At 36.9% G+C, this 22,282-nt stretch carries 16 protein-coding genes and 2 pseudogenes; 9 read left to right on the top strand and 9 right to left on the bottom strand.

The window, feature by feature from the left end:
- Position 1 precedes the first annotated feature (1 nt).
- From pepT to IPP32_01110, 5 genes and pseudogenes are all read right to left on the bottom strand, one after another.
- Positions 2-1,235: pseudogene (pepT, locus tag IPP32_01130) on the bottom strand (peptidase T).
- Between the two features lie 5 nt (positions 1,236-1,240).
- Entirely contained in the window at positions 1,241-1,510 is a 270-nt protein-coding gene (locus IPP32_01125) for a hypothetical protein (GenBank protein MBL0046691.1), read from the bottom strand.
- The gene (locus IPP32_01120) at positions 1,507-1,707 is read right to left on the bottom strand and encodes a hypothetical protein (protein MBL0046690.1); all 201 of its coding nucleotides are present in this window, start codon (positions 1,705-1,707) and stop codon (positions 1,507-1,509) included. Before IPP32_01120 ends, IPP32_01125 begins: the two co-directional genes overlap by 4 nt.
- Positions 1,708-1,733: 26 nt before the next feature.
- On the bottom strand, positions 1,734-2,069 hold the full coding sequence (locus tag IPP32_01115; GenBank protein ID MBL0046689.1) for a hypothetical protein: 336 nt from the start codon (positions 2,067-2,069) through the stop codon (positions 1,734-1,736).
- Between the two features lie 242 nt (positions 2,070-2,311).
- A pseudogene (locus IPP32_01110) lies at positions 2,312-3,282 on the bottom strand (dipeptide epimerase).
- Between the two features lie 341 nt (positions 3,283-3,623).
- Between IPP32_01110 and IPP32_01105 the strand changes: the two are divergent.
- From IPP32_01105 to IPP32_01080, 6 genes are all read left to right on the top strand, one after another.
- Positions 3,624-4,223 carry a TonB-dependent receptor plug domain-containing protein gene (locus IPP32_01105; GenBank protein ID MBL0046688.1) on the top strand — a complete coding sequence of 200 codons (600 nt, stop codon included), beginning with the start codon at positions 3,624-3,626 and terminating at the stop codon, positions 4,221-4,223.
- Between the two features lie 61 nt (positions 4,224-4,284).
- Entirely contained in the window at positions 4,285-6,555 is a 2,271-nt protein-coding gene (locus tag IPP32_01100) for a SusC/RagA family TonB-linked outer membrane protein (protein ID MBL0046687.1), read from the top strand.
- A 10-nt stretch (positions 6,556-6,565) separates the two neighbouring features.
- Positions 6,566-8,140, top strand: coding sequence for a RagB/SusD family nutrient uptake outer membrane protein (locus tag IPP32_01095; GenBank protein ID MBL0046686.1), 1,575 nt, complete (start codon positions 6,566-6,568; stop codon positions 8,138-8,140).
- Between the two features lie 82 nt (positions 8,141-8,222).
- Positions 8,223-9,770 (top strand): alpha-glucosidase C-terminal domain-containing protein, encoded by a 1,548-nt coding sequence (locus tag IPP32_01090; protein MBL0046685.1) that lies wholly within the window; start codon positions 8,223-8,225, stop codon positions 9,768-9,770.
- A gap of 204 nt (positions 9,771-9,974) precedes the next feature.
- Positions 9,975-11,576 carry a DNA polymerase/3'-5' exonuclease PolX gene (locus tag IPP32_01085; protein MBL0046684.1) on the top strand — a complete coding sequence of 534 codons (1,602 nt, stop codon included), beginning with the start codon at positions 9,975-9,977 and terminating at the stop codon, positions 11,574-11,576.
- Positions 11,577-11,794: 218 nt separating this feature from the next.
- Positions 11,795-13,618, top strand: a complete 1,824-nt coding sequence (locus tag IPP32_01080) for an ATP-binding cassette domain-containing protein (protein MBL0046683.1) — start codon at positions 11,795-11,797, stop codon at positions 13,616-13,618.
- Positions 13,619-13,821: 203 nt separating this feature from the next.
- Here IPP32_01080 and IPP32_01075 read toward each other — a convergent pair whose 3' ends face one another.
- From IPP32_01075 to IPP32_01060, 4 genes are all read right to left on the bottom strand, one after another.
- Entirely contained in the window at positions 13,822-15,312 is a 1,491-nt protein-coding gene (locus IPP32_01075; protein MBL0046682.1) for a tetratricopeptide repeat protein, read from the bottom strand.
- 533 nt (positions 15,313-15,845) lie between these two features.
- A complete protein-coding gene (locus IPP32_01070) occupies positions 15,846-16,601 on the bottom strand; it encodes a hypothetical protein (protein MBL0046681.1) in 756 nt (251 codons plus the stop codon).
- Between the two features lies 1 nt (position 16,602).
- A complete protein-coding gene (locus IPP32_01065) occupies positions 16,603-17,706 on the bottom strand; it encodes a Nif3-like dinuclear metal center hexameric protein (protein MBL0046680.1) in 1,104 nt (367 codons plus the stop codon).
- Between the two features lie 48 nt (positions 17,707-17,754).
- Positions 17,755-18,729 carry a T9SS type A sorting domain-containing protein gene (locus tag IPP32_01060; GenBank protein ID MBL0046679.1) on the bottom strand — a complete coding sequence of 325 codons (975 nt, stop codon included), beginning with the start codon at positions 18,727-18,729 and terminating at the stop codon, positions 17,755-17,757.
- Positions 18,730-19,480: 751 nt separating this feature from the next.
- Between IPP32_01060 and IPP32_01055 the strand changes: the two genes are divergently transcribed.
- Genes IPP32_01055 through IPP32_01045 form a run of 3 tightly spaced genes read left to right on the top strand, consistent with a single transcriptional unit; the run spans position 19,481 to position 22,280 of the window.
- Complete coding sequence (locus IPP32_01055) at positions 19,481-19,690, top strand: KTSC domain-containing protein (GenBank protein MBL0046678.1); 210 nt, start codon at positions 19,481-19,483, stop codon at positions 19,688-19,690.
- A 2-nt stretch (positions 19,691-19,692) separates the two neighbouring features.
- Positions 19,693-19,986, top strand: coding sequence for a hypothetical protein (locus IPP32_01050; GenBank protein MBL0046677.1), 294 nt, complete (start codon positions 19,693-19,695; stop codon positions 19,984-19,986).
- Entirely contained in the window at positions 19,983-22,280 is a 2,298-nt protein-coding gene (locus tag IPP32_01045; protein MBL0046676.1) for an AAA family ATPase, read from the top strand. Before IPP32_01050 ends, IPP32_01045 begins: the two co-directional genes overlap by 4 nt.
- The last annotated feature ends 2 nt before the right edge of the window (positions 22,281-22,282 follow it).

The following is a 22,282-nucleotide window of genomic DNA, read 5'->3' as shown; positions in this document are numbered from 1 at the left end:
GCTAGGCGCGCTCCTCCCAAATGGCGGCGAGGTTTACAAGTGTTTCAACAGCCTTATTCATGTCTTGAATACTTACCCATTCGAGTTTGGAATGAAAGGCGTGTTCACCTGCAAAAATATTAGGGCACGGCAATCCCATAAATGATAAACGTGAACCATCGGTGCCGCCGCGAATACTTGTTTGAGTTGGCGTTAAACCACTTCTGCGCATGGCTTCCATGGCGTATTCAGTTACTTGCGGATGTTTATCTAAAACCAATTTCATGTTTCGATATTGTTCCTGCACTTCAAAATTTAAAGTTGATTTTGGATAATGCGATAACACCTTTTCGGCAGTTCTTTTAAGTTTATTTTCAAGTTCAATAAGTCCTTCATTGGTGAACGAACGAATAATGAATTTTATGACTACTTTTCTAACAAGCCATTGATAGAGGTCGGATGAATAAATCCTTCTTTTAGCTCTGTTGTTTCGGGAGATTCTTTATCGCGGGCAATGCACAAATTATATTACTTGCAATTTTAATTGCATTCTCCATTTTGTTTTTTGCAAAGCCGGATGTGTGCTAAGCCATTAACAGGTAAGCTTACACCATCGGCCGAAAATGTTTCATCTTCCAAATGCCCTAAGCTTCGCATCCACCGTATAGCCAAAATCGGCTGCTAATTTTTTCATGTCCACTTTTTCAACCCCTCTTCCAATTTCTTCATCGGGTGTAAAAAGGATGCGTATGGTACCATGTTTTATTTCCGGATTTTTTATCAGGTGATGCACTGCATCCATAATTTCGGCGACACCGGCTTTATTATCCGCGCCAAGCAAAGTAGTGCCATCAGCAGTAATTATATCGTGCCCCAACTTGTTTAACAGGTCGGGATGCTCGCTTGTTTTAAGCACTTGCGTTTTATCTTTTGGTAGCACAATATTCGCACCTTGATAATTTTTATGCACCAGCGGCTTCACATTTTTTTCCACTGCAGTCGGGAGATGTATCCATGGGGAGCAAAAGCAAACCGTTGGAATTTTTTTGTAGTGTTAGAAGGAAGTGTTGTATACATACCCATGTTCATCGAGCGCAGCATCGCTTATTCCCATCTCCAACAATTCGGCAACAAGCACTTTTCCTAAATCCTTTTGTTTTTCGGTACTGGGGTTGCGACGAAGAGTTCGGATCCGATTGGGTATCAATTTGAACGTATTTTAAAAAGCGCTCACTTGCAGTATGATTAATTTTCATGTTATTTATTTTAATAGCATTTCTGCTGATTTATGTAATGTTAAATACTCGCTTTTATTTAATGCCACGGAATCAAAATCATTGAAGCGCGACATATCAATGCTCACACTTCCATCGTCTTCGTTGCTTATAATATTCACAAACTTTGCTCCCACACAAATTTCGGAATGCTTGAAAGAACTTCGCCAATATACGGTTTGTGAAAAACTATCGTCGAATCCTTTGAGTAAAATGGAGAATTCAACATCGCGCTTTTTAAATTCTTCGGCGCTCATGTTTTTATTGGACTCAATTCGTCAATAGGATGCACAACTGTCCAATTGGTTGGGAAAAGTGAAATTTTATTTCGCTCCAATTCCAAAGGTAAAAATCGCCGCACAGGTTGTCCGTTTTCAATTATTTCAAGCGCTGCAACCACTTGAATTTCTACTTCAATTAATTGATTAACCTTACCGTTTATAATGCGAAACATGAGCCCATTTATATCCTTGTGAGGTGCTATAAGCGCATTTTACTTTGAATAATTCGCGCTTTGGGTCGGGAAAAGCGTCCGTAAATTAATCCGGTAATAATGGCGAAACTCATCAAGCCAACAATGCTTTCAATAGCGGCTGCAAAACTTGCCCAAAATCCAACCGGACTAATCCTACCATAACCCAAAGTAGTAACAGTTTGTGCAGAAAAGAAAAAGGCATCAAAGAATTTTTCTAATTCTGTAGCTCCCATTGCTCCTGCCAAATGCTGCATCCTGATAAGGTAAAACACCCAGGCAAAAATTAAATTCACACCAATATAAAAGAGCGAAACAAAAATTAAAAACTTGCTCCAACTCATGGTAATGAGTGAGTGATAAATATTAAAGGTATCCCAAAACGATTGCCCTTACGAGTTACGTTAAAAGACCCGTCACGGTTAATCATCCGCTGTTCTCTACCCGTTATTTTGTTCCGAAACCTAAATCTTCGGGCACATTTTTTATGCATGGTTATTTTTCAGATCAAATTACTGCGATACTTAATCGGCTACAAATTTATATTATTTCAACTCAAGCCCAATCCCGGGCAAAGCGAATAAAACTATTTTCCATGCGTAAGTTCGGGAGTTTTAAACGGGTTGTTTGAAATCATAAACGGTCCGTCTAAATCCACCCAATCTGCCAAAGGCGCCAGTTGTGCGGCAGCTAAATTTGCACAACTGCTTTCATTCATGCATCCAATCAGCACTTTCAACTTAGGTTGTCTTGCCTTTTGAATCATTTGATGCGCTTCTCGCATCCCGGTGCATTTCATGAGTTTTATGTTTATACCATGATAGGCACCTTTATTTTTCGATATCATCTAATCGTTGTACTGCTTCGTCTGCAATAATGGGCAAAGGGCTTCTGGCACTAAGCTGCGGTTTCTCCCAGCATTTCCTTCGGGAGAGGTTGCTCAATAAAAAGTACATTTTTTTCGTTCAGCCACTGAATCATTTCAAGGGCAAATTCTTTATTGCTCCATCCTTGATTTACATCCACACATATTGGTTTATCTGTAACTTCACGAATTGCTTCAATTATTTTTTTATCGTTTTCATGGCCTAATTTTATTTTCAACACTTTAAAATCATTGGCTTCTGCTACTTTTTTCTTTATCATTTCAATGCTGTCGATACCGATCGTCATGGAGGTTTCGGGCATCTTTTCAGGAGCTGCTTCAATAATTTTATGCCAAGGTGTATTTAAAATTTTTCCGACCAAATCGTGCAATGCTATATCAATTGCAGCTTTGGCAGCTGTATTTCCGGTTTCAATTTTGTCTATCTCTGTTAAAATGCCTGCTAAATCAAAAGGTAAATCATATTTCGCCAAATTAACTTTCGCTAAAAAGCGTAAAACACTTTCGTGCGATTCGCCTAAATAGGGCGGCATGGAGGCTTCACCATAGCCAATTAAGTTTTCGTATTTTATTTGCACCAACACAATTGGCGTACTGTTTCGAGTATTTGTCGCAATGGTAAATGGATGTAAAAGTTGAAGCGTATAAGGTGAATAGGAGAGCTTTAGCATCGTTAAATTTTGAGCAAAAGTATTTTAATTATTTTTCATCAGATAACGAAGCAAATAATTCGTTCGTAGTTGATTTTAAGCCATTGAACAAAAGGGGGCTTAAAGTGTTGTAATTTAACTTTGCATTCACTTTTTTTTTTTTATGTTTGTTCAGATAAGATTTTCACTTTTATTAACATTTAAATACAAAAACAAAGAATGAGGACAAATTACTTGACAAGATTTTTGCTGATTGGGTTTTTGTACTTCTCGGGGATGCTGCACGCATGGGCCCAAACGGGAAGTATAAGTGGTACAATTACCGATAAAAAGGAGAAACAGTTCCCGGCGTTTCAGTTTCAGTGCAGGGTACAACTGTTGGTTCGGTTACGGATTTAAACGGAAAATTTAAGATTGACAATTTAGCCGCCGGAGTTTATAAACTATCCATCTCATTTGTGGGCTTCGATACACAAGTAAAAGAAGTTACTTTAAAAGACGGCGAAAGCATCACCATCGATACTAAAATGGAAGAAAGCTCAATTGGGCTCAAGGAAATGGTGGTGGTAGGATACGGTACAACCGCAAAGAAAGATTTAACGGGTGCTGTAACCTCAGTGGGTGCAAAAGATTTTAACAAAGGTAATTTCGCAACACCGGAGCAATTGCTTACCGGAAAAGTTGCTGGAGTGCAAGTTACTCCGAATAGCGGACAGCCCGGCTCCGGAAGCAGAATTCGAATTCGTGGAGGTTCTTCTTTGAATGCCAGCAACGACCCATTAATTGTTATTGATGGTGTGCCAATCGACAATGGAACAATTAACGGTTCAGGAAACCCGCTCAGTTTGATTAATCCAAACGACATCGAGAATATGACCATCTTGAAAGATGCATCAGCTGCAGCTATCTATGGTGCGAGAGCAGCAAATGGTGTAATTATTATTACCACTAAAAAGGAGTAGGTGATGGGAAAATTCACGTTGATTTTAGTACGACTACCTCTCTTTCAAAATCATTAAATATGTGGATGTATTGTCTGCCGATGAGTTCAGAACTTTGGTAACAGATAGTGGTACAGCCAATCAGAAAAAATTGTTAGGTCCTGCAAACACCGACTGGCAAAAAGAAATTTACCGCATGGCTTGGGGAACCGATAATAACGTTTCCATTTCGGGCGGTGTTAAAAAATTACCTTATCGTTTAAGCATTGGATACTACAATCAAGAAGGGATATTGAAACGTTCACAAATGGACAGAAAATCTATCGGCTTGAATTTAAATCCAAGTTTCCTTGAAGATCATTTAAAAATTGAATTGAGTACCAAATTTGCAAATACAAAGAGTTGGTTTGCCGATCAAGGTGCAATTGGAGGAGCATTGACCTACAATCCAACCATGCCTGTTTATTCCGATACTACATTAATCGGCTATAAGCCACGCACTCCTAAAAATGCAGTTCCTTCCGATTATGGAAATTATTTTGAGTGGATTGATCCAAACTCTAAAGGTCTTCCCAACTCGCTTGCGGCGCGAAATCCTGTAGGGCTTTTGTATCAGAAAGATGATATTGGATACGTAAACAGATTTATTGGAAACTTAGGTGTGGATTATAAAATTCATTGGTTTCCAGAATTAAAAGTGCATGTAAATGCGGGTACTGATCTTGCCCGAAGCCATGGTACTACTTTCATTCCTGAAACCGCAGCTTCTAATTTTAATCAAAAGGGTTCTGATACAAAATACGAACAATTAAAAGATAATTACCTTTTTGAATCTTATCTTAATTATGTAAAAGAAATTCCGAAAATCAACAGTAGATTGGATTTTACTGCCGGATATTCTAAGCAGTATTGGTACACAAAAACACCAACTTTTGCAAGCTTAAATGCATTGGGCGATACGGTTACTCCCGCAGGCCCAAATCCTTCTGAAGAGGATTACGGTATTCGTTCTTACTTTGGTAGATTAAATTTCTACATCGCCGAAAAATACCTATTCACATTTAATTTAAGAAGAGACGCATCTTCCCGGTTTTATGAAGAAGAAAGAGCCGGATATTTTCCATCTGCGGCTTTTGCATGGAGACTTAAAGATGAAAAATTTCTTAAAAACGTAAAGGTATTATCTGACCTTAAACTTAGATTGGGTTATGGTATAAACGGACAACAAGATGGATTGGATAACTATGGTTACATAGCGAACTACTCTCAAGGAACTTCCACTGCGCAATATCAGTTTGGATACGATGCTAATGGAAACCCTCAGTTTTATTACCTGTTACGCCCTGCTGCATTTAATAAACTTCGTAAATGGGAGCGCACTACAACCTACAACTTTGGTATTGATGCCGGATTCTATAATGGAAGAATATCTGTAGCGCTTGATTATTTCAAGAAAAATACCGATCAACTTTTTGTTGTAACACCTATCCCGGCAGGGGCTAACTTTAGCAACAACTTAAATGCTAACGTAGGTAAAAAAGAGATTAGCGGCTATGAGGTTGTGTTAAATTTGGTGCCTATAGTAAATAAAAACTTCGAATGGCAAGTTGGTCTTAATGCCACTTATATTACCAACGTGATTACTAAATTATACTTGAACGATGATCCGAATAGTATTGGAATTATTGTAGGTGGAATTTCAGGCGGTACCGGAAATTTAATCCAAGTGCATTCCATTGATTATGCAGCCAATTCATTTTATGTGTACAAACAAAAATACGACGAAAATGGCTACCCTATTGGTGGTACAGGAAGTCCAACAAAGGATGTAATTGCGTATGAAGATATTAATGGAGATGGAAAGATTACTCCGGATGACCGTTATATCTATAAAAATCCGGAAGCAAATATTTTATTCGGATTTAACTCTTCTGTAACCTACAAGAACTTTTTCCTTGGCTTTTCAGCGCGCGGACAAAGAGGCAATTATGTTTACAATAATGTGAACTCTGAGAAAGGTAATTTTGGATATGTGGATGGAACTAAAAACTACACCAATAACATCACCAGCGATTATTATGATTCGCATTTGAAAAAAGTAACTACAACTAATTTCTTGTCGGATTACTTTGTTGAAAAGGCTGATTTTATAAAATTGGACTATGTGAACGGTGGATATACATTTAGAAATCTGGCAAAAACAAATATGTCGTTAAAAGCATCTTTGATTGTTCAAAATGTGCTTACTATAACTAAATACTCCGGACTTGATCCGGAAGTTTCCGGCGGTATCGATAATGGAATCTATCCGCGTCCAAGAGTATATTCTTTAGGCTTAAACTTAACTTTTTAATACTACGATCATGAAAAAATCAATCATAGTTTCAATAGCTTTTCTTGTAATGTTGGCACTCCCTTTCTCTGCCTGTAAAAAGGGATTAGACTATAAGCCTAAATATGGCTTAAACAGCGAAACCGTTTATAATGATCCCGATAATTATATTCACGTGTTAGCTAAAATATACGGGTCCTTTGTACTTACCGGAAATCAAGGCCCTGCCGGTCAACCGGATATTACCGGTTTTGATGAAGGTTCATCAGGTTTAGTTCGTGTGCTTTGGAATTTGCAGGAATTAACAACAGATGAAGCTGTTTGCGGATGGAACGATGCCGGAATTCCTGAATTGCATAACATGACATGGTCGAGTGATAACGTATGGGTGAAATACATGTATTACCGTATTTATTTCACCATACCTATGTGCAATGAATTTATTAGAGAATCGTCCGATAGTAAATTGGACGAACGTGGCTTTAATGAGGATACCAAAAACAAAATTAAAGCTTACAGAAATGAAGCGCGTTTTGTTAGAGCCTTGACCTATTATTATTTGATAGACTTGTTTGGAGGTGGTCCTTTTATTACTGAAGAGGATGAAGCAGGAGCGTTCAATCCTGAATACGGATCGCGAACACAAATATTTGATTATGTGGAAAGCGAATTACTATCCATTGAAGGAGATATGACCAATGCACGCCAAAATCAATATGGAAGAGCGGATAAAGCTGCGGTTCAAACCTTACTTGCCCGACTTTATTTAAATGCACAAGTATACACCGGTCAAGCGCGATATGGCGATGTAGTTGCAAATTGTGAAAAGGTAATAAACTCCGGCTATTCACTTGAGTCAAGCTACAAAAATTTGTTTCTTGCTGATAATAACAAATCCAATGAAATCATATTCCCAATTAATGCAGATGGAAGAAATACTCAAACTTATGGTTGCACTTCTTACCTCATTCATGCATCCATTGGTGGAAAAATGACTACCGGTGATTTTGGTGTTGTAGATGCTTGGGCTGGATTGCGCACAACAAAAAATTTGGTGAACCTTTTTACCGATACACTCGACGGACGCTACCTTTTCTTTAAAAAGGGACAGGATGTGGAAATTGATACCATTAGTGTTTTCACAGATGGCTATGCAGTAGCTAAATACAAAAACATTACTTCAACTGGAGCAATTGGCTCTGACCCTACTAAAAAATATGTGGATACTGATTTTCCAATGTTCCGATTGGCGGATGTTTACTTAATGTATGCTGAAGCTGTGTTAAGAGGTGGTGGTGGTAACCTTGGAACTGCAATTGGTTATGTAAACAGTTTAAGAGAAAGAGCTTTTGGCAATGCTTCTAACAACGTAGGTTCAATTGATTTAAATTTTATTTTGGATGAGCGTGCTAGAGAATTGCATTGGGAAGCAACCCGCAGAACAGATTTAATTCGTTATGGTAAGTTTACCGATGGAAGCTACTTATGGCCTTTCAAAGGAGGCGCAGTAAACGGACAAGGTGTGGGTTCATTCTTAAATATTTTCCCTATTCCTAATTCAGATATCAATGCCAATCCAAACTTATCACAAAACCCCGGATATTAATTTTTGAAGGGTAAACATAAATGCAAAAAATGCTTCACACCGTTGAAGCATTTTTTGTTTAATAAATTAACAAAGCAAAACAATGAAAAACCTATTTTTAGCACTATTTCTTATGTCAACTTTTGTTGCAAAAGCGCAAATGAAAATCCCCGGAAAAAAATACCAACAATGGCCGTATGGAGTGAGCTACGAAATTTTTGTGCGCTCCTTTGCCGATAGCAATGGCGATGGAATTGGTGATTTAAACGGCATAACCGCTAAATTAGATTACTTAAAGGATTTAGGTATTGAAGCCATTTGGCTCACTCCAATTTGTCCGTCTCCTACCTATCATAAATACGATGTAACCGATTACAAGGCAATTGATCCGGAATATGGGACCATGGAAGATTTTAAGCAGCTCGTAAAGGAAGCGCATAAATTAAATATTAAGATTATCCCTGATCTGGTGCCCAACCACAGCAGTGTGAAGCATCCTTGGTTTTTAGAAGCAAAAAAGGGGAAGGATAATACTTACCGAAATTATTATGTGTGGAGCAATTCAAAGCACTTGAAGGATAGTGCGAATTGGTATTATCCTAAAGATGAAAACAAAAAAAATATAGGAGACGAAAAATACTATGGCTTTTTTTGGAGTGGTATGCCAGATTTAAATTACGATAACCCTAAAGTACGGGAGGAGATGATTAGCATCGCCAAGTTTTGGTTAGAGGAGACCGATGTGGACGGATTTAGATTGGATGCAGCGCAACATATTTACGATGCTACTGAAGTGCAAAAAAATGTGGCTTGGTGGCAAGAATTCAGAGCTGCACTCGACCCAGTTAAGAAAAATGTATACTTGGTGGGTGAAGTGATGAATAAGGATACCGTGGTTGCAAAATACTTAAAGAATGCATTAAGTGCCTGCTTTAATTTCGACTTGGGAATAGCTTTGCAAAAATCCGCAAAAAGCGAGCAAGCTCTTGATTTAATTGATAAAGTAATTCGTATTCGAAAACTGTATCTGAAAAATAATCCCGAATTTATTGATGCCACTATTTTAAGCAACCACGATCAAAATCGGGTTATGGACGACCTCAACGGGGACATCAATCAAGCGAGTATGGCTGCTGCCTTGTTGCTTACCTTGCCGGGTTCACCTTACCTGTATTATGGTGAAGAAATAGCCATGCATGGGCAAAAGCCGGATGAAAATATTCGTGAACCATTTTTGTGGGATAAAGGTAAATCGGATAAATCACAAACATCATGGATGACCGCTCGTTTTACCACCGATTATACCGTTACTCCTGCAAAGCAACAAATGGAGGATAGCACTTCTTTTTGGCACCACTACAAATCGCTGCTACAATTTCGTGCAAAAAATGAATTTATGCGCTCCGGAGAAATTGCTAAATCAAAAATTAATAATTCTAATGTGTGTGCGTTTTTTCGTGTGTGGGAAGGCGATTCGGTTTTAGTGATTCACAACTTGAGCAAAAAAGAAGTTACTTTTGAATTGCCGGAAAGCGAATTAAAATACGAAGATGTTGAATTTATGAGTGCTGCCAAATACCTGCGCACTAAAAATAAAATTAAATTATCGCCCTATTCCACTGTGGTATTAGGAGAGCGTTTGCCGGAATAGAATATATTTTCAGCGTCTTTCAAACGGAAGCAAGATTAGTTCTAAAAGCAAGTAATTCATTGTAAGAGGTATGTTTCATACTGCCTCTTACTAAAATAAGCACAGCGAAAATCCGCCCAATCCGCGCCCTCCGCGTTCCATTTAAATTCAACCTGTAACACTATAATTTTTAATTTTGGGTGCAAACAATAGATGTAAAGTATCATGAATAACGATAACATAGCCGATGCATTAAAACTCACCGCACAGTTAATGGAGTTGCACAACGACAATCCTTTTAAAATAAAATCATTGTTGAATGCATCTTTCAAAATTGATAAACTGGATAAAGAACTTTCTACACTCAGCAGTGCCGAAATGGAAGGCTTGGAAGGTATTGGAAAAAGTGTTGCTGCAAAAGCTAAAGAACTCATTGAACTCGGAACCACCAAGGAACTTCAATCCCTGTTAGAAATAACACCTGCGGGGGTGGTGGATATGCTCAGCATTAAAGGAATCGGACCCAAAAAGGTACAAGCACTTTGGAAAGAGTTGGAAATTGAATCCGTAGGTGAGTTGCTCTACGCCTGCAATGAAAACCGATTGGTGGAGTTGAAAGGCTTTGGCGCTAAAACGCAAGAACTGGTGCGCAAAGGCATTGAATTTAGAATGGCAAGCGCTGGTAAATTTCACTATGCAACAGCCGAAGCCTTGGGATTGCAGTTGATTGATTTTATTCAAAAAAAGTATCAGCCCAAACATATTTCATTTATCGGCGCATTGCGCAGAAAATGTGAAATCATTGAAAAAATTGAACTGCTCGTAAGCGCTGCAACTATTGATGTCAGCGAATTTGAAAACCCTGTTGGAATTCAAATTGAAATTACAAGTTGCTCCGAAACAGATTTTTTTAATCAACTTTTTTTAAGAACAGGAACGGCTGAACATATTGCAAAATCAGGAATTGTACTAGGTCAAGCAGCAACTAATGAAAGGGAAATTTACACCCAAAACAACTTGCAATTTATTGAACCGGAACTGCGGGAAGGTATGCAGGAAATTGACTTAGCGAAAGAGAATAAAATTCCCGAGCTCATTCGCTTGGAAGATTTAAAAGGTATTTTACACAACCACTCTAAATATAGCGATGGCAACAATACCTTGGAAGAAATGGCCCGCTATGCCAAAGAATTGGGATATGAATATTTAGGAATTTGCGATCACTCTCAATCTGCTTTCTACGCCAGCGGGATGAAGGAAGATAAAATTATTGCCCAACATGCAGAGATTGAAAAACTCAACATCGAATTGGCTCCTTTTAAAATTTTTAAAGGCGTAGAGTCCGACATTTTAAATGAAGGTGGCTTGGATTATCCAGAGGAAATTCTTAAAACCTTTGATTTTATTGTGGCATCGGTGCATTCCAATTTAAAAATGAATTTAGAGAAGGCCACCTCACGCCTCATAAAGGCAATTGAAAATCCATACACTACCATACTTGGCCATCCAACAGGTCGCTTACTTTTATCGCGCGAAGCATATCCCATCGATCATAAAAAAGTAATTGATGCTTGCGCCGCAAATGGTGTTATTATGGAATTAAATGCCCATCCCTACCGCTTAGATATCGATTGGAGATGGATACCCTATTGTTTGGAAAAAGGGGTAAAAATCTCTATCAATCCCGATGCGCACAAAACAACCGGATACCACGACATGTATTACGGAACCTGCGTGGCACGAAAAGGCATGCTCACCAAAGAAATGTGTTTTAACGCCTTTTCAAAATCCGAAATAGAAGCACATTTTTTAAGTCGAAAAATTTAATTAGGACCCATTTCCCTTTGTGAGACCTATGTTTCCTATGATCCTATGTGTTTCAAAATATATTCGGTAAAAAATAAACACATAGCCACATAGACACATAGTCCAAACCTATGTTTCCTATGATCCTATGTGTTTCAAAAAAAATGGCCAACCTATTTTATCCTTAAACAAAATCAATTCGGGATACAATAGTTACCTTTGCCAAAATTATTTTAAAAATGGCGCGTAGAGGTGGTTTCAGTTCAGCTGACGATAAAGATCTTCCCAAAGTAAAACTCTCCAAGAACTCATTAAAGAAGGCCATGCGCCTTTTTCAATATATAGGTCCCTACAAAGGGCAATTCTTTTTGGGCTTATTATTCTTGGTACTTACAGGAGTTACAGCAATTGTATTTCCACGATTCATGGGTTTACTGGTCGATTCGAGCCAAGTTTCACTTACCCGCATTAATGAAATGGGATTAAAATTATTGGTATTGTTCGCCCTTCAAGCCATCTTCTCTTTTTTTAGAGTAGTGCTTTTTGTAAACGTTACAGAGAACATGTTGCTAGCTATTCGCAAAGCTACCTATGCTCATCTTATTCAAATGCCCATGTCCTTTTTTGCGCAACGCAGAGTGGGCGAAATCAATAGCCGTATGTCGGCCGATTTGGCGCAGATTGGAGATACATTTACCACGAGTATCGCCGAGTTTTTACGTCAGTTTATCATTATTTTGGGTGGCATTACTGCCTTGTTTTTTACGTCACTCAAACTCGCATTTTTAATGCTGGCTATTGTTCCTGTGGTGGCAATAATTGCCGTAGTTTTTGGCCGCTACATTCGTGGCTTCTCCAAAAAAGTGCAGGATAAAGTAGCTGAAAGCAATGTAATTGTTGAAGAAACCATGCAAGGCATCGCAAATGTAAAGTCGTTTGCAAATGAGTTTTTCGAAATTTTACGCTATACTAAAAATATTACCGAAATTAAAAAGCTGGCAATGACCGGTGGAAAGGCGCGGGGAGCCTTTTTTTCCTTTATTATTTTTTGTTTGTTCGGCGCCATTATTTTATTGATTTGGTTTGCGGTTAAATTAGAAAGCCAAGGACAACTTTCTCATGGCGATATGATTCAGTTTATGCTGTATACTGTATTTGTTGGCGCTTCCATTGGTGGTATAGCCGAACAGTATGCGCAAATTCAAAAAGCGATTGGTGCAACCGAACGTGTGATGGAAATTTTAGATGAAAAAAATGAAGCAATTACACTTCCTGAAACCACTGAATTTAGCACCGTTCCATTTACACGTGTAGCCGGCAATGTGGTGTTTGATCAGGTTGCATTTACGTATCCTTCGCGCAGTGAAGTGCAAGTATTAAAAAATATTTCCTTTAAAGTGAATACTGGTGAGACCATTGCATTCGTGGGGCCTAGCGGATCGGGTAAATCCACATTAACCTCCTTGATTTTACGTTTTTATGAGCCAGAAAGTGGCAGTATTTTTATTGATGGGAAACGCAGTTCCGATTATTCTTTAACAGAATTGCGCAACAACATGGCCATAGTGCCGCAAGATGTTTTACTTTTTGGTGGAACTATTCGTGAAAATATTGCTTATGGCAAACCGGATGCAAGCACAGAAGAAATTATGGAAGCTGCACGTAAAGCAAATGCACACGATTTTATTTCGAGCTTCCCAGAAGGTTATGAAACAATAGTAGGTGAACGTGGAATAAAGTTAAGTGGCGGACAACGTCAGCGCGTGGCTATTGCGCGTGCTGTTTTAAAAAACCCTGCGATCTTAATTTTAGATGAAGCAACGAGCTCACTAGATTCTGAATCCGAACGATTAGTGCAAGAAGCCCTCGATAAATTAATGGTGGGGCGTACTTCCTTTGTAATCGCGCATCGCTTGTCCACTATACGCAATGCCGATAACATTATTGTAATCGATAAAGGAACTGTAGTAGAAATGGGAACGCACGCGCAACTCATTGAGAAATCAGATGGCCTCTATAAAAACCTAAGCAAACTACAGTTCGAATATGAGAGTGTAGGTTAATGCAGCATAGTTTGCTATGATCCTATGTGTTTCAAAAAATATTCTGTGAAAATAAACACATAGACACATAGATCAAACCTATGTTCCTATGATCCTATGTGTTTCAAAAAATATTCAGTGAAAATAAACACATAGGCACATAGACACATAGATCAAATCTATGTTCCCTATGATCCTATGTGTTTCAAAAAAAATCATTGCCCTTAATTCCCCACCCTATTCAAACCTGCTTTTGCTTTTTGAGAAATACTATTTTGATACTCGTGTTCCTTTAAATTGAGGCATTGGGTAAAATAGGCCTTTGCTTGGGGATAGTTTTTTTGCTCTTCGTAAATGAGACCTAATTGTAAGGCTGAATTAGCGGCAAAGTAATAAGCATATCCGCTGCCGTTTTTCAATGTCAGTTGATAATTGCTGATGGCTTTTTCCAGGTTGTTTTGTTTGTGGTAGATGCGTCCCATGCGATACACCAGTTCCAGGTTATCCTTTACCGTTTTCAGTTTCTTGGGTTTAATTTTATTTAACTCCAGAAGAGCTTTATCAAAATATCCTCCATCAAAAAGCAGCCGCGCTTTCAGCAAACTCACATTCGGGATTTCTGCCGACTCACTCTCGTGCTTCGCTTGCTTGTCTTCATCCACAAGGGCCGCGCCTTTGCTTCGCGCTTTGGTAATATAAAAAGTATATTTAGTTGCATCGCCCGATATTAATGCAAACCATGCCAGCCGCAAGTTTGCTGCTTTCACAAAATTTATTCCTTTAAAGGTTTTCAAAAAAGTTTCGAGCGCAACATTTGCATCCTTATCTAAACGACTAAGCTTTGCCTGACCCAACATATAGTTTAAATAGGGAAAGGAAAAGGACTCCTTACTGAATTTATTTTTTTCGAGAAATACAATGGCCTCATCGGTTTTTCCGAGTTTCATGCAGCTGTTGGCATAACAAAACACTTGCAAAGGATTGGGTTTTTTTTCCTTTTCCAGCTCCGGTAAAATATGTTCTTTCACAAAGCCTTCATTGTTACGTAGATTTAATTCAATAACGCTAAGCAATAGCGCCACTTCTGTTTTAAAGCCACTATATAATGGATTTTTGAGGCTGGCTTCATACACTTCCATTACCTCTGCTTCACCTTGTTTTATGCTGCCTTCAAACCCAAATAATTTAATGGCCCATTTGTATTCGTCGGGAATTGTACCAACAGCGGCATGCAATAAGCCTAAGCACTTTTTATTGAGTACAAAATCCGGAAATTTTTTCTGGTTTTCTTCCAGCATTTTAAAGGCACGATTTACTTCCAGCGCCGCAGTTAAATACTCGTTAAACTTAATTCTGGCGAAAGCCCATTGCAAATTAATTTCGGCTTGTGTAAGCAAATAATAAGGAGAATTTACATCTCCCTTCTCCAGCATTTCCAGTCGTATGGTTTTGTTGTTTTTGAGCAAATCAAAACGCGGTTTTTCTTCCGAAATAACCACCGTTAAAAAATCAATATAATTATCAAGGTAAAAAGGAATCAGGTTTTTGGGATTTCTTTTGCGTTCATGTAAAAGGATGCTTTTAGCTTTTTTGAATTCCAAATTCAGAATGGCTTCTTGGGCATTGATGCAGGTGCTATTTAACTCAAATTGTGTTTGCGAAAATAAAAACCGAGGCACTAAAATTAAAAGGAATATGATTATGATTTTTTTCATAAATATATGCCTGGCATGAGGGGATTAACAGTTAAGAAATTCAAGCGCAGCAGTTGAAATCGAAAACACAAAAGAATAGCTGTCCTTGCAAATTGCTTCTCCATTTACTTTTTTCAAAGATATAATTTTTACGATTATTTATATTGAATATCCGTCGTTCAATAAAAACAATAGCAAGGGAATAAACCGGAATTGTACTCCAAGAGATTCAAATGCTGTAAAAAATAACCACAAGGGGCACAAAGGTTTCACAAAGTTCACAAATACTGTAAATACCTAACTAGTTTTACTTTGTGAGTGTTTTTCATAGTGCGAATAGTGATAAGAAATAAGCCACTAACGAAATGTATTCTTATTAATGAAAGGCCTTAGTGTCCTTCGTGTATTACTTTGTGAACTTTGTGGTTAAATCATAAGAATCGTTTAAAAATAGGGTTCAATTTTTAAAACGGTGCAGCATTATACGCTGCGTTTTATGGCAATAAAAAAAGGGAACCAAACTGATTCCCTTTTTTATCTATTTTTTGATTTGCTTATAAAATCGCAGCATCCACTAATATTCTTCCGCAGTGCTCACACACGATAACTTTTTTGTGTGTACGAATGTCCATTTGTGTTTGTGGTGGAATTTTATTGAAACAACCTCCGCAAGAATCACGGTCTACTGTTACTACAGCTAAACCATTGCGTGAATTGTTTCGTACTTTTTTATAAGCATTTAACAAGCGATCGTCAATGTGCTCTTCCGCATTTTTCGATTTCTTTTGAAGCGATTGCTCTTCCTTTTCAGTTTCAGCAACGATTTCATCCAATTCTTTTTTCTTTGCTTTTAAATCCTTTTTGCGCTCATTTAAAATTTCTTTTGCCTGATCCAATACCAAATTTTTGGTAGTCATATCTTGCTGAAATTCTTTGATTCTTTTTTGAGACAATTGAATATCCAAGTTTTGGTATTCAATTTCTTTGGTAATGGAGTCGTACTCACGGTTGTTACGTACTTTACCTTGTTGTGCTTCGTATTTTTTAATTAAAGATTGAGCTTCTTTTATGGCATTTTTCTTTTGAACAATTCCATCTTCGAACGCATTTACCTCATCGGTAATGTTTTTTACGCGGGTTTCAAGACCAATAATTTCGTCTTCCAAGTCGCTCACCTCAAGTGGCAACTCTCCACGAACAATGCGGATTTTATCAATGGTAGAATCAATTTGCTGCAAGTTGTAAAGGGAGCGCAATTTTTCTTCTACCGAAATTTCTTTTTCTAAAACGTTCGATTTAGCTTTTGACATGTTAAAGATAATTTATGGGATTGCTGTTTATTTTTGTTAAACGGAGTGCGAAAGTACTAAATTTTTTCCGAATAATGTCATATAACAGCTCTTTTGTGAATTGCTCGCTCTCATAATGCCCTATATCGGCAATAACGATGCGGCTTTCAGCATCAAAAAACTGGTGGTATTTGTAGTCGGCGGTGATAAAAATATCGGCCCCGGCTAAAATCGCATCTTTCAGCAAAAAACTGCCCGAACCCCCACAAACGGCAACGGTTTTTATTTTTTTGTTCAACAATTTCGTGTAACGCACCGTTCCGGCTTCAAAGGTACTTTTTAGCTGCCTTAAAAATTCCATTTCATCCATTTCTGCAGGCAATTCTCCCACCATACCCGAACCAATGTAGGCATGCTTATTTTGTAAGGATAAAATATCAAAAGCTACTTCTTCGTAGGGATGGGCTGCTTTTAGCGCAGCAATAAGCTTATGTTCTAGGAAGGAGGGGAAAACCAGTTCTATTTTGATTTCTTTTTCGTAATGCCGCTCATTTGCTTTTCCTACAAAGGGTTTTGCTGCAGCTGAGGCGCGAAAAGTGCCGATTCCTTCGCCGCTAAAACTGCATTCGTCGTATTCTCCAATTTGTCCGGCACCGGCCATAAACAAGGCATCTCTTACTTTATCCAGTGCAGCTTCCGGACAAAAGGTAACGAGTTTTTTAAGGACTTCTTTTTTGGGTGCAAGGATGCGTAAATTTTGAAGCCCGAGTTTCTCCCCAATTTTGGCATTTACGCCGCCGGAAATGTTGTCGAGATTGGTGTGCGAAGCATATAGGGCAATGTCGTTTTTAATGGCTTTAATCACGCATTTTTCAACGTAGTTGGAACCGTTTAATTTTTTTAGGCCGCTAAAAATTATGGGATGATGCGCAATAATGAGGTTGCAATTTTCGGCAATGGCTTCGTCAATAATTTCTTCGGTAATGTCCAAACTAATTAAAACGCCTGTTACCACTTGTTGAGGGGAGCCTACCATTAAACCGGCATTGTCGTAACTTTCTTGCAAAGCAAGAGGAGCAATGCTTTCGAGGTAATTCGTAAAATCTTTAACTAAGTATTTTTCCACTTTTGTTGCTATTGAGGATTCAAAAGTAGGAAATTTGAAAGGACTGAATTATTCTTTTATCCATTTTCCGTTTTGGACGGAATGTGCCGTGCGGATGGTGTAAAAATAAATTCCTTTTTCAAGGCTTTCGGTAGCCATTTGGATGGCAGGAACTTTAAGTTGCGCTTGCATAATTTCCTTTCCCGTAGCATCCCATAGCGAAAAAACTCCGCTTTCGTGAATCCCGCTAATGGTAAGCCCTATGCAGGATGGATTGGGAAACAAGGTAATATTTTCGTTTTCTGAAAGCGCTGGAACAGCGGTAGAAATATTGTTAAAACAATCCGTTCCGGAGTTGAATTGATAGGGAGAAAAAGTAGAAGAAGTATAGCACAATAGCTTTTCAGGTAAACCGCAATAAATAATATCATTTGGAACGCCGGCACAAAGCGTTGTAAATCCGCCTATAGGTCCAAACTTTTCGTTGATAACGGTCAACAACGAAATAATGTTCGTATCCGTTGGGTTCTGCTCCCACACGATGCTGTCGCCATTGGCTTTGCAGGCATGCACAACTATATTGCGCAACGGCAAACCGTTGTAAGAAATAAAATACACCGAATCCACTTTTGCATATTCATGTTGGTTGCTATAGCTACTCATTCCCAAATCCCAAATTTCACCTACCGTTGCATTGGTTTTAAATGCAAGTTGAAAGGAATTGTTTTTGTAAATAAAAACAGAATCATTGCTTTTATACACATAATAATTTGGCGTTGGAGTGTAATTTACTACCGAAACCCAGGTGAATGGACCGGTTAGAATGCGCCCCCAATTTTGAGAACTAATTTTTTGGCAAGCTTGATTATTAATTACAGTATCACCCACATAGCTATTTTGCTCATATCCCCACATGCCATTTCGCGAATCGGTAAAATGCCACACGGCCGCACTATCCGCCCAATGAAAGCTGGTTTGAGCGCTTGATGATAAGTTGCTCAAAAGCAGTATTGAAACAAAGCACCAAATTAATCTGCGAAACATGAATTAATTAAGGATTTAATTTAGATTAAAACTAAGCAATTTGAAGCAAAGTTCAAAACATTGCGGATAGCTAAAATGGATACGGTTCAAATTTATATTCCAAAGAATTCTCAATCTCCAAATCAGTAAAACCCTAAAATCAGCAAATCAGCAAATTAACAAATCGGTAATCAGCTAATCACCCTTCGACTCCTCTCAGGATGACATGGGTTTTCAATATTGTTTATTAATTAATCAACACATCAAATAATAATCGGCTAATCACCCTTCGACTCCGCTCAGGATGACATGGGTTTTCAATATTGTTTATTAGTTAATCAACAAATCAAATAATCATCGGCTAATCCAAATAAGGGCGTTCCCAGCCTCGGCTGGTCGGGTTTTCGCTACTCGCTCTTTTTGCTACTGGAAGCGGTAAAATAAACTAAACCCGATGAGCAAAAAGGAGCTCAAACAGGCGCTCAAGCTCTAACGCGGCATTTCGTTTAATTTGAACAGCTAAAAACCCTAATTACAGCTACGAAATACAATTTGTTTTAGACTAATTGCATTTTATAGTTGATTGTTTGGTTTTTAATTTGTTTTTTTAGACTAGGAAATTGGAAAGGAGATGATTAATAGGATATTCGCTAAGCATAAGTTTATTGGTAACTAAGCGAATGAGGTTTCTGGAATAAATCCGTTGTAAGCAAGCGTAAGAATTACTGTGCAATCAAAGACTTTATAAATAAAAACTTTTAAATCAAGAAATATGAAAAGACAATCAGTGGAATCCTCAAATCTTGCATCTGTTGGTTATGATGCAGAAAATGAAATCCTAGAAGTGGAATTTAAGCACGGTGGTGTATATCAATATTTTGATGTGCCTATGCACATTTATGAAGAATTGATGGATGCAGATTCACACGGAGTTTATTTTTCAGCCAATATAAGAAATGATTATAATTACCAAAAGCTGTAATAATGAGAAACATAATTATTAATGCCATTAAAAACAGACAACTTCTTGAATTTACATATAATGGACATTTTAGAATTGTTGAACCACATACTTTTGGTGTTTTTAGCAATGGTAACGAGATACTTGTTACATATCAAGTTGATGGCACATGCGATTCAGGAAAAGTGCCTGACTGGAGACCTTTTACATTTTCTAAAATTCAAAATTTGCAAATTTTGAACAATACCTTTTCAGGAGCACGGAATGGCTACAAAAAAAGGGATTCAAGATTTCAAACAATTTATCAAGATTTATGATTAAAAGAATTGAGCAAATAACCAATTTCGGAATTTATAAAAATTTCAATTGGAACTCTGTTTCAGGGTTGGTAGATTTTAGCCAAAAAAACTTATTCTACGGTTGGAACTATTCTGGAAAGACTACGCTATCAAGGATATTTTGCTCACTTCAAAATAAAAAAATGTTTGATAGTTATTCTTCAGGGGATTTTAAAGTAGTAACTGATACGGATTCTTTTAATAAAACTAATCTTGAAGCATTTCCTTTTAAACTTTTAGTTTTCAATTCCGACTACATAAAGGATAACTTAAAATGGGAACTTGATGATAATATAAATGCCATTTTCTTTGAGGTTGGTGAGAAAGCAAAAATTTCAGAAAAAATTGATGCATTAGAAGGTGAAATTCTTAAAATAAATGGAAGTAATGAAGTAAAAGGAGCAAGGGAAAAGTTTAATATTAGTATTGAATCCTTTGATTTTTTTGAAAATGCTTTATTTACAAATGAATCAAGAAGAATCAAAAATGAGGTATTTTCAAGTCTAATAGAGTTTAATAAGGGGCATTTCAAAAAACAATTGTCTCTCGTTGTACAGAATATTAATAGCTTTATTTTAAAAAAGGAAGAAATCGAAAGACTTAATAGAATTGTAAAAATTGAAAAACCAAAACCTGAAATAGAAACAGTTATTTTTGATTTTCAAATCAACTCCCTGATTGATGAAGTAAACAAAATATTAATTTCAGAACCTACTAAACAAGACGTTCTACAAATATTGGAAAATAGACCAGATGCACTTCAATGGGTAAAAAAAGGATTAGAAATAAACAAGAAAAATGAAAAGTGTTTGTTCTGTGATAATATCATTTCAAAAGATAGAATTGATATTCTTAATAAATATTATCAAAATGAAGCTGCAAAATTAAGAGAGGCATCACAACCAATACTTGAAAGAATTAGGACAGAAAAGGAAAATTTGAAAAATATAAATTTCCCTAATAGTATTCAAGAAATTAATGATGGCTATCAAGAACAATATGCAAAATCGAAAAAGGCTATAGATAGAGAAATTACAATATATGTTAAAGAATTAGTTAAGGTTGAAAACCAGTTAAGGCAAAAAATTGAAAATAGAATTTACGAAAAAGCAAATCCTCTAAGCAATTATGACCTTGCTTCCATTCAAATGGCAGCAGAAAATATTAACGAAATATTGAACCAGAATAACAAATTTTCCAAAGAATTTGACACCGTTATTCAATCGGAAAGAAATAAATATATCAATTATCTGGTTGCTAGATTTTTAAAAGAAAATCAATATTTATCAAAACAAACTAAATACGATAAGGCTTTAATTGAAATTGAAAAACTAAATACCAAGGTCAGTACTTATCAAAAAGAAATTGAACGGTTATTGGCTTTACGAAATAGTGCAGAAGAAGGAGGGCAACAATTCGATTATTTTATTCAAAGTTTTTTAGGAAAAGATGATATCAAGATAAAATATGATAAAAACGTTCAGAAATACAATCTATACAGAGGAAATGAAATAGCTAAGCATTTAAGTGAAGGAGAAAAAATGGCTATTTCTTTTTCACATTATTTAGTCACACTAAAAAGTTTAGAGCAAAAAAATGAACTAAAGGATACTATTTTATTTATTGATGATCCTATTTCAAGTCTAGATGGAAATCATATTTTTCAAATAAACGCCATATTGAAGGATTTTTTATACGAGAAAGTTGATGACCCAAATAATGCTAGTCAAAAAATGTGGATTCAGAAGTGCAAACAACTATTTATCTCGACTCATAACTATGAATTCTTTAATCTTTTAAAGGAAATGCCAACATCAAAAGGCTTTGGTTATGATAAAAAGAATAAAAAGGAAATACGATATTTTATTTCAAGAAAAGTTAATGATTCAGAAATAGTTTGTCTGCCTAAAGTATATGACGATTTTAAATCTGAATATCACTATTTATTTAAACAGATATTTGAATTCAGCAAAGAATCTCCATCAGAAAAAGTTCTAATAATGCCAAATATTTTAAGACGATTTTTAGAAATCTATACTCTTGCAAAATATCCTAGTACCGAAGAAGTAGATGATAGGGCTACTGAAATATGGAATAATGAGATTTCTAAAAGAATTTGTAAGCCCTTCCACTATTTTAGCCACTTTAACAATATTGACCGAATTGGGCAACATAGCGAATTACTAGCCGATATAAGCCAGTCTTGTAAGGAACTCATCAAACAACTCAAAAAGGATAAAACGCACTATAAAGCGTTACAAGCAACATTATAATT

Source organism: Bacteroidota bacterium, assembly GCA_016721765.1.
Classification (GTDB): domain Bacteria; phylum Bacteroidota; class Bacteroidia; order UBA4408; family UBA4408; genus UBA4408.
This window is presented reverse-complemented; position numbering and strand designations above follow the sequence as displayed.

Coding starts and splice junctions, on each gene's coding strand:
- IPP32_01080 (MBL0046683.1), top strand. CDS start 11,795: ATGGCGCGTAGAGGTGGTTTCAGTTCAGCTGACGATAAAGATCTTCCC.
- IPP32_01050 (MBL0046677.1), top strand. CDS start 19,693: ATGAGAAACATAATTATTAATGCCATTAAAAACAGACAACTTCTTGAA.
- IPP32_01060 (MBL0046679.1), bottom strand. CDS start 18,729: ATGTTTCGCAGATTAATTTGGTGCTTTGTTTCAATACTGCTTTTGAGC.
- IPP32_01070 (MBL0046681.1), bottom strand. CDS start 16,601: ATGTCAAAAGCTAAATCGAACGTTTTAGAAAAAGAAATTTCGGTAGAA.
- IPP32_01055 (MBL0046678.1), top strand. CDS start 19,481: ATGAAAAGACAATCAGTGGAATCCTCAAATCTTGCATCTGTTGGTTAT.
- IPP32_01095 (MBL0046686.1), top strand. CDS start 6,566: ATGAAAAAATCAATCATAGTTTCAATAGCTTTTCTTGTAATGTTGGCA.
- IPP32_01115 (MBL0046689.1), bottom strand. CDS start 2,069: ATGAGTTGGAGCAAGTTTTTAATTTTTGTTTCGCTCTTTTATATTGGT.
- IPP32_01120 (MBL0046690.1), bottom strand. CDS start 1,707: ATGTTTCGCATTATAAACGGTAAGGTTAATCAATTAATTGAAGTAGAA.
- IPP32_01125 (MBL0046691.1), bottom strand. CDS start 1,510: ATGAGCGCCGAAGAATTTAAAAAGCGCGATGTTGAATTCTCCATTTTA.
- IPP32_01085 (MBL0046684.1), top strand. CDS start 9,975: ATGAATAACGATAACATAGCCGATGCATTAAAACTCACCGCACAGTTA.
- IPP32_01075 (MBL0046682.1), bottom strand. CDS start 15,312: ATGAAAAAAATCATAATCATATTCCTTTTAATTTTAGTGCCTCGGTTT.
- IPP32_01045 (MBL0046676.1), top strand. CDS start 19,983: ATGATTAAAAGAATTGAGCAAATAACCAATTTCGGAATTTATAAAAAT.
- IPP32_01090 (MBL0046685.1), top strand. CDS start 8,223: ATGAAAAACCTATTTTTAGCACTATTTCTTATGTCAACTTTTGTTGCA.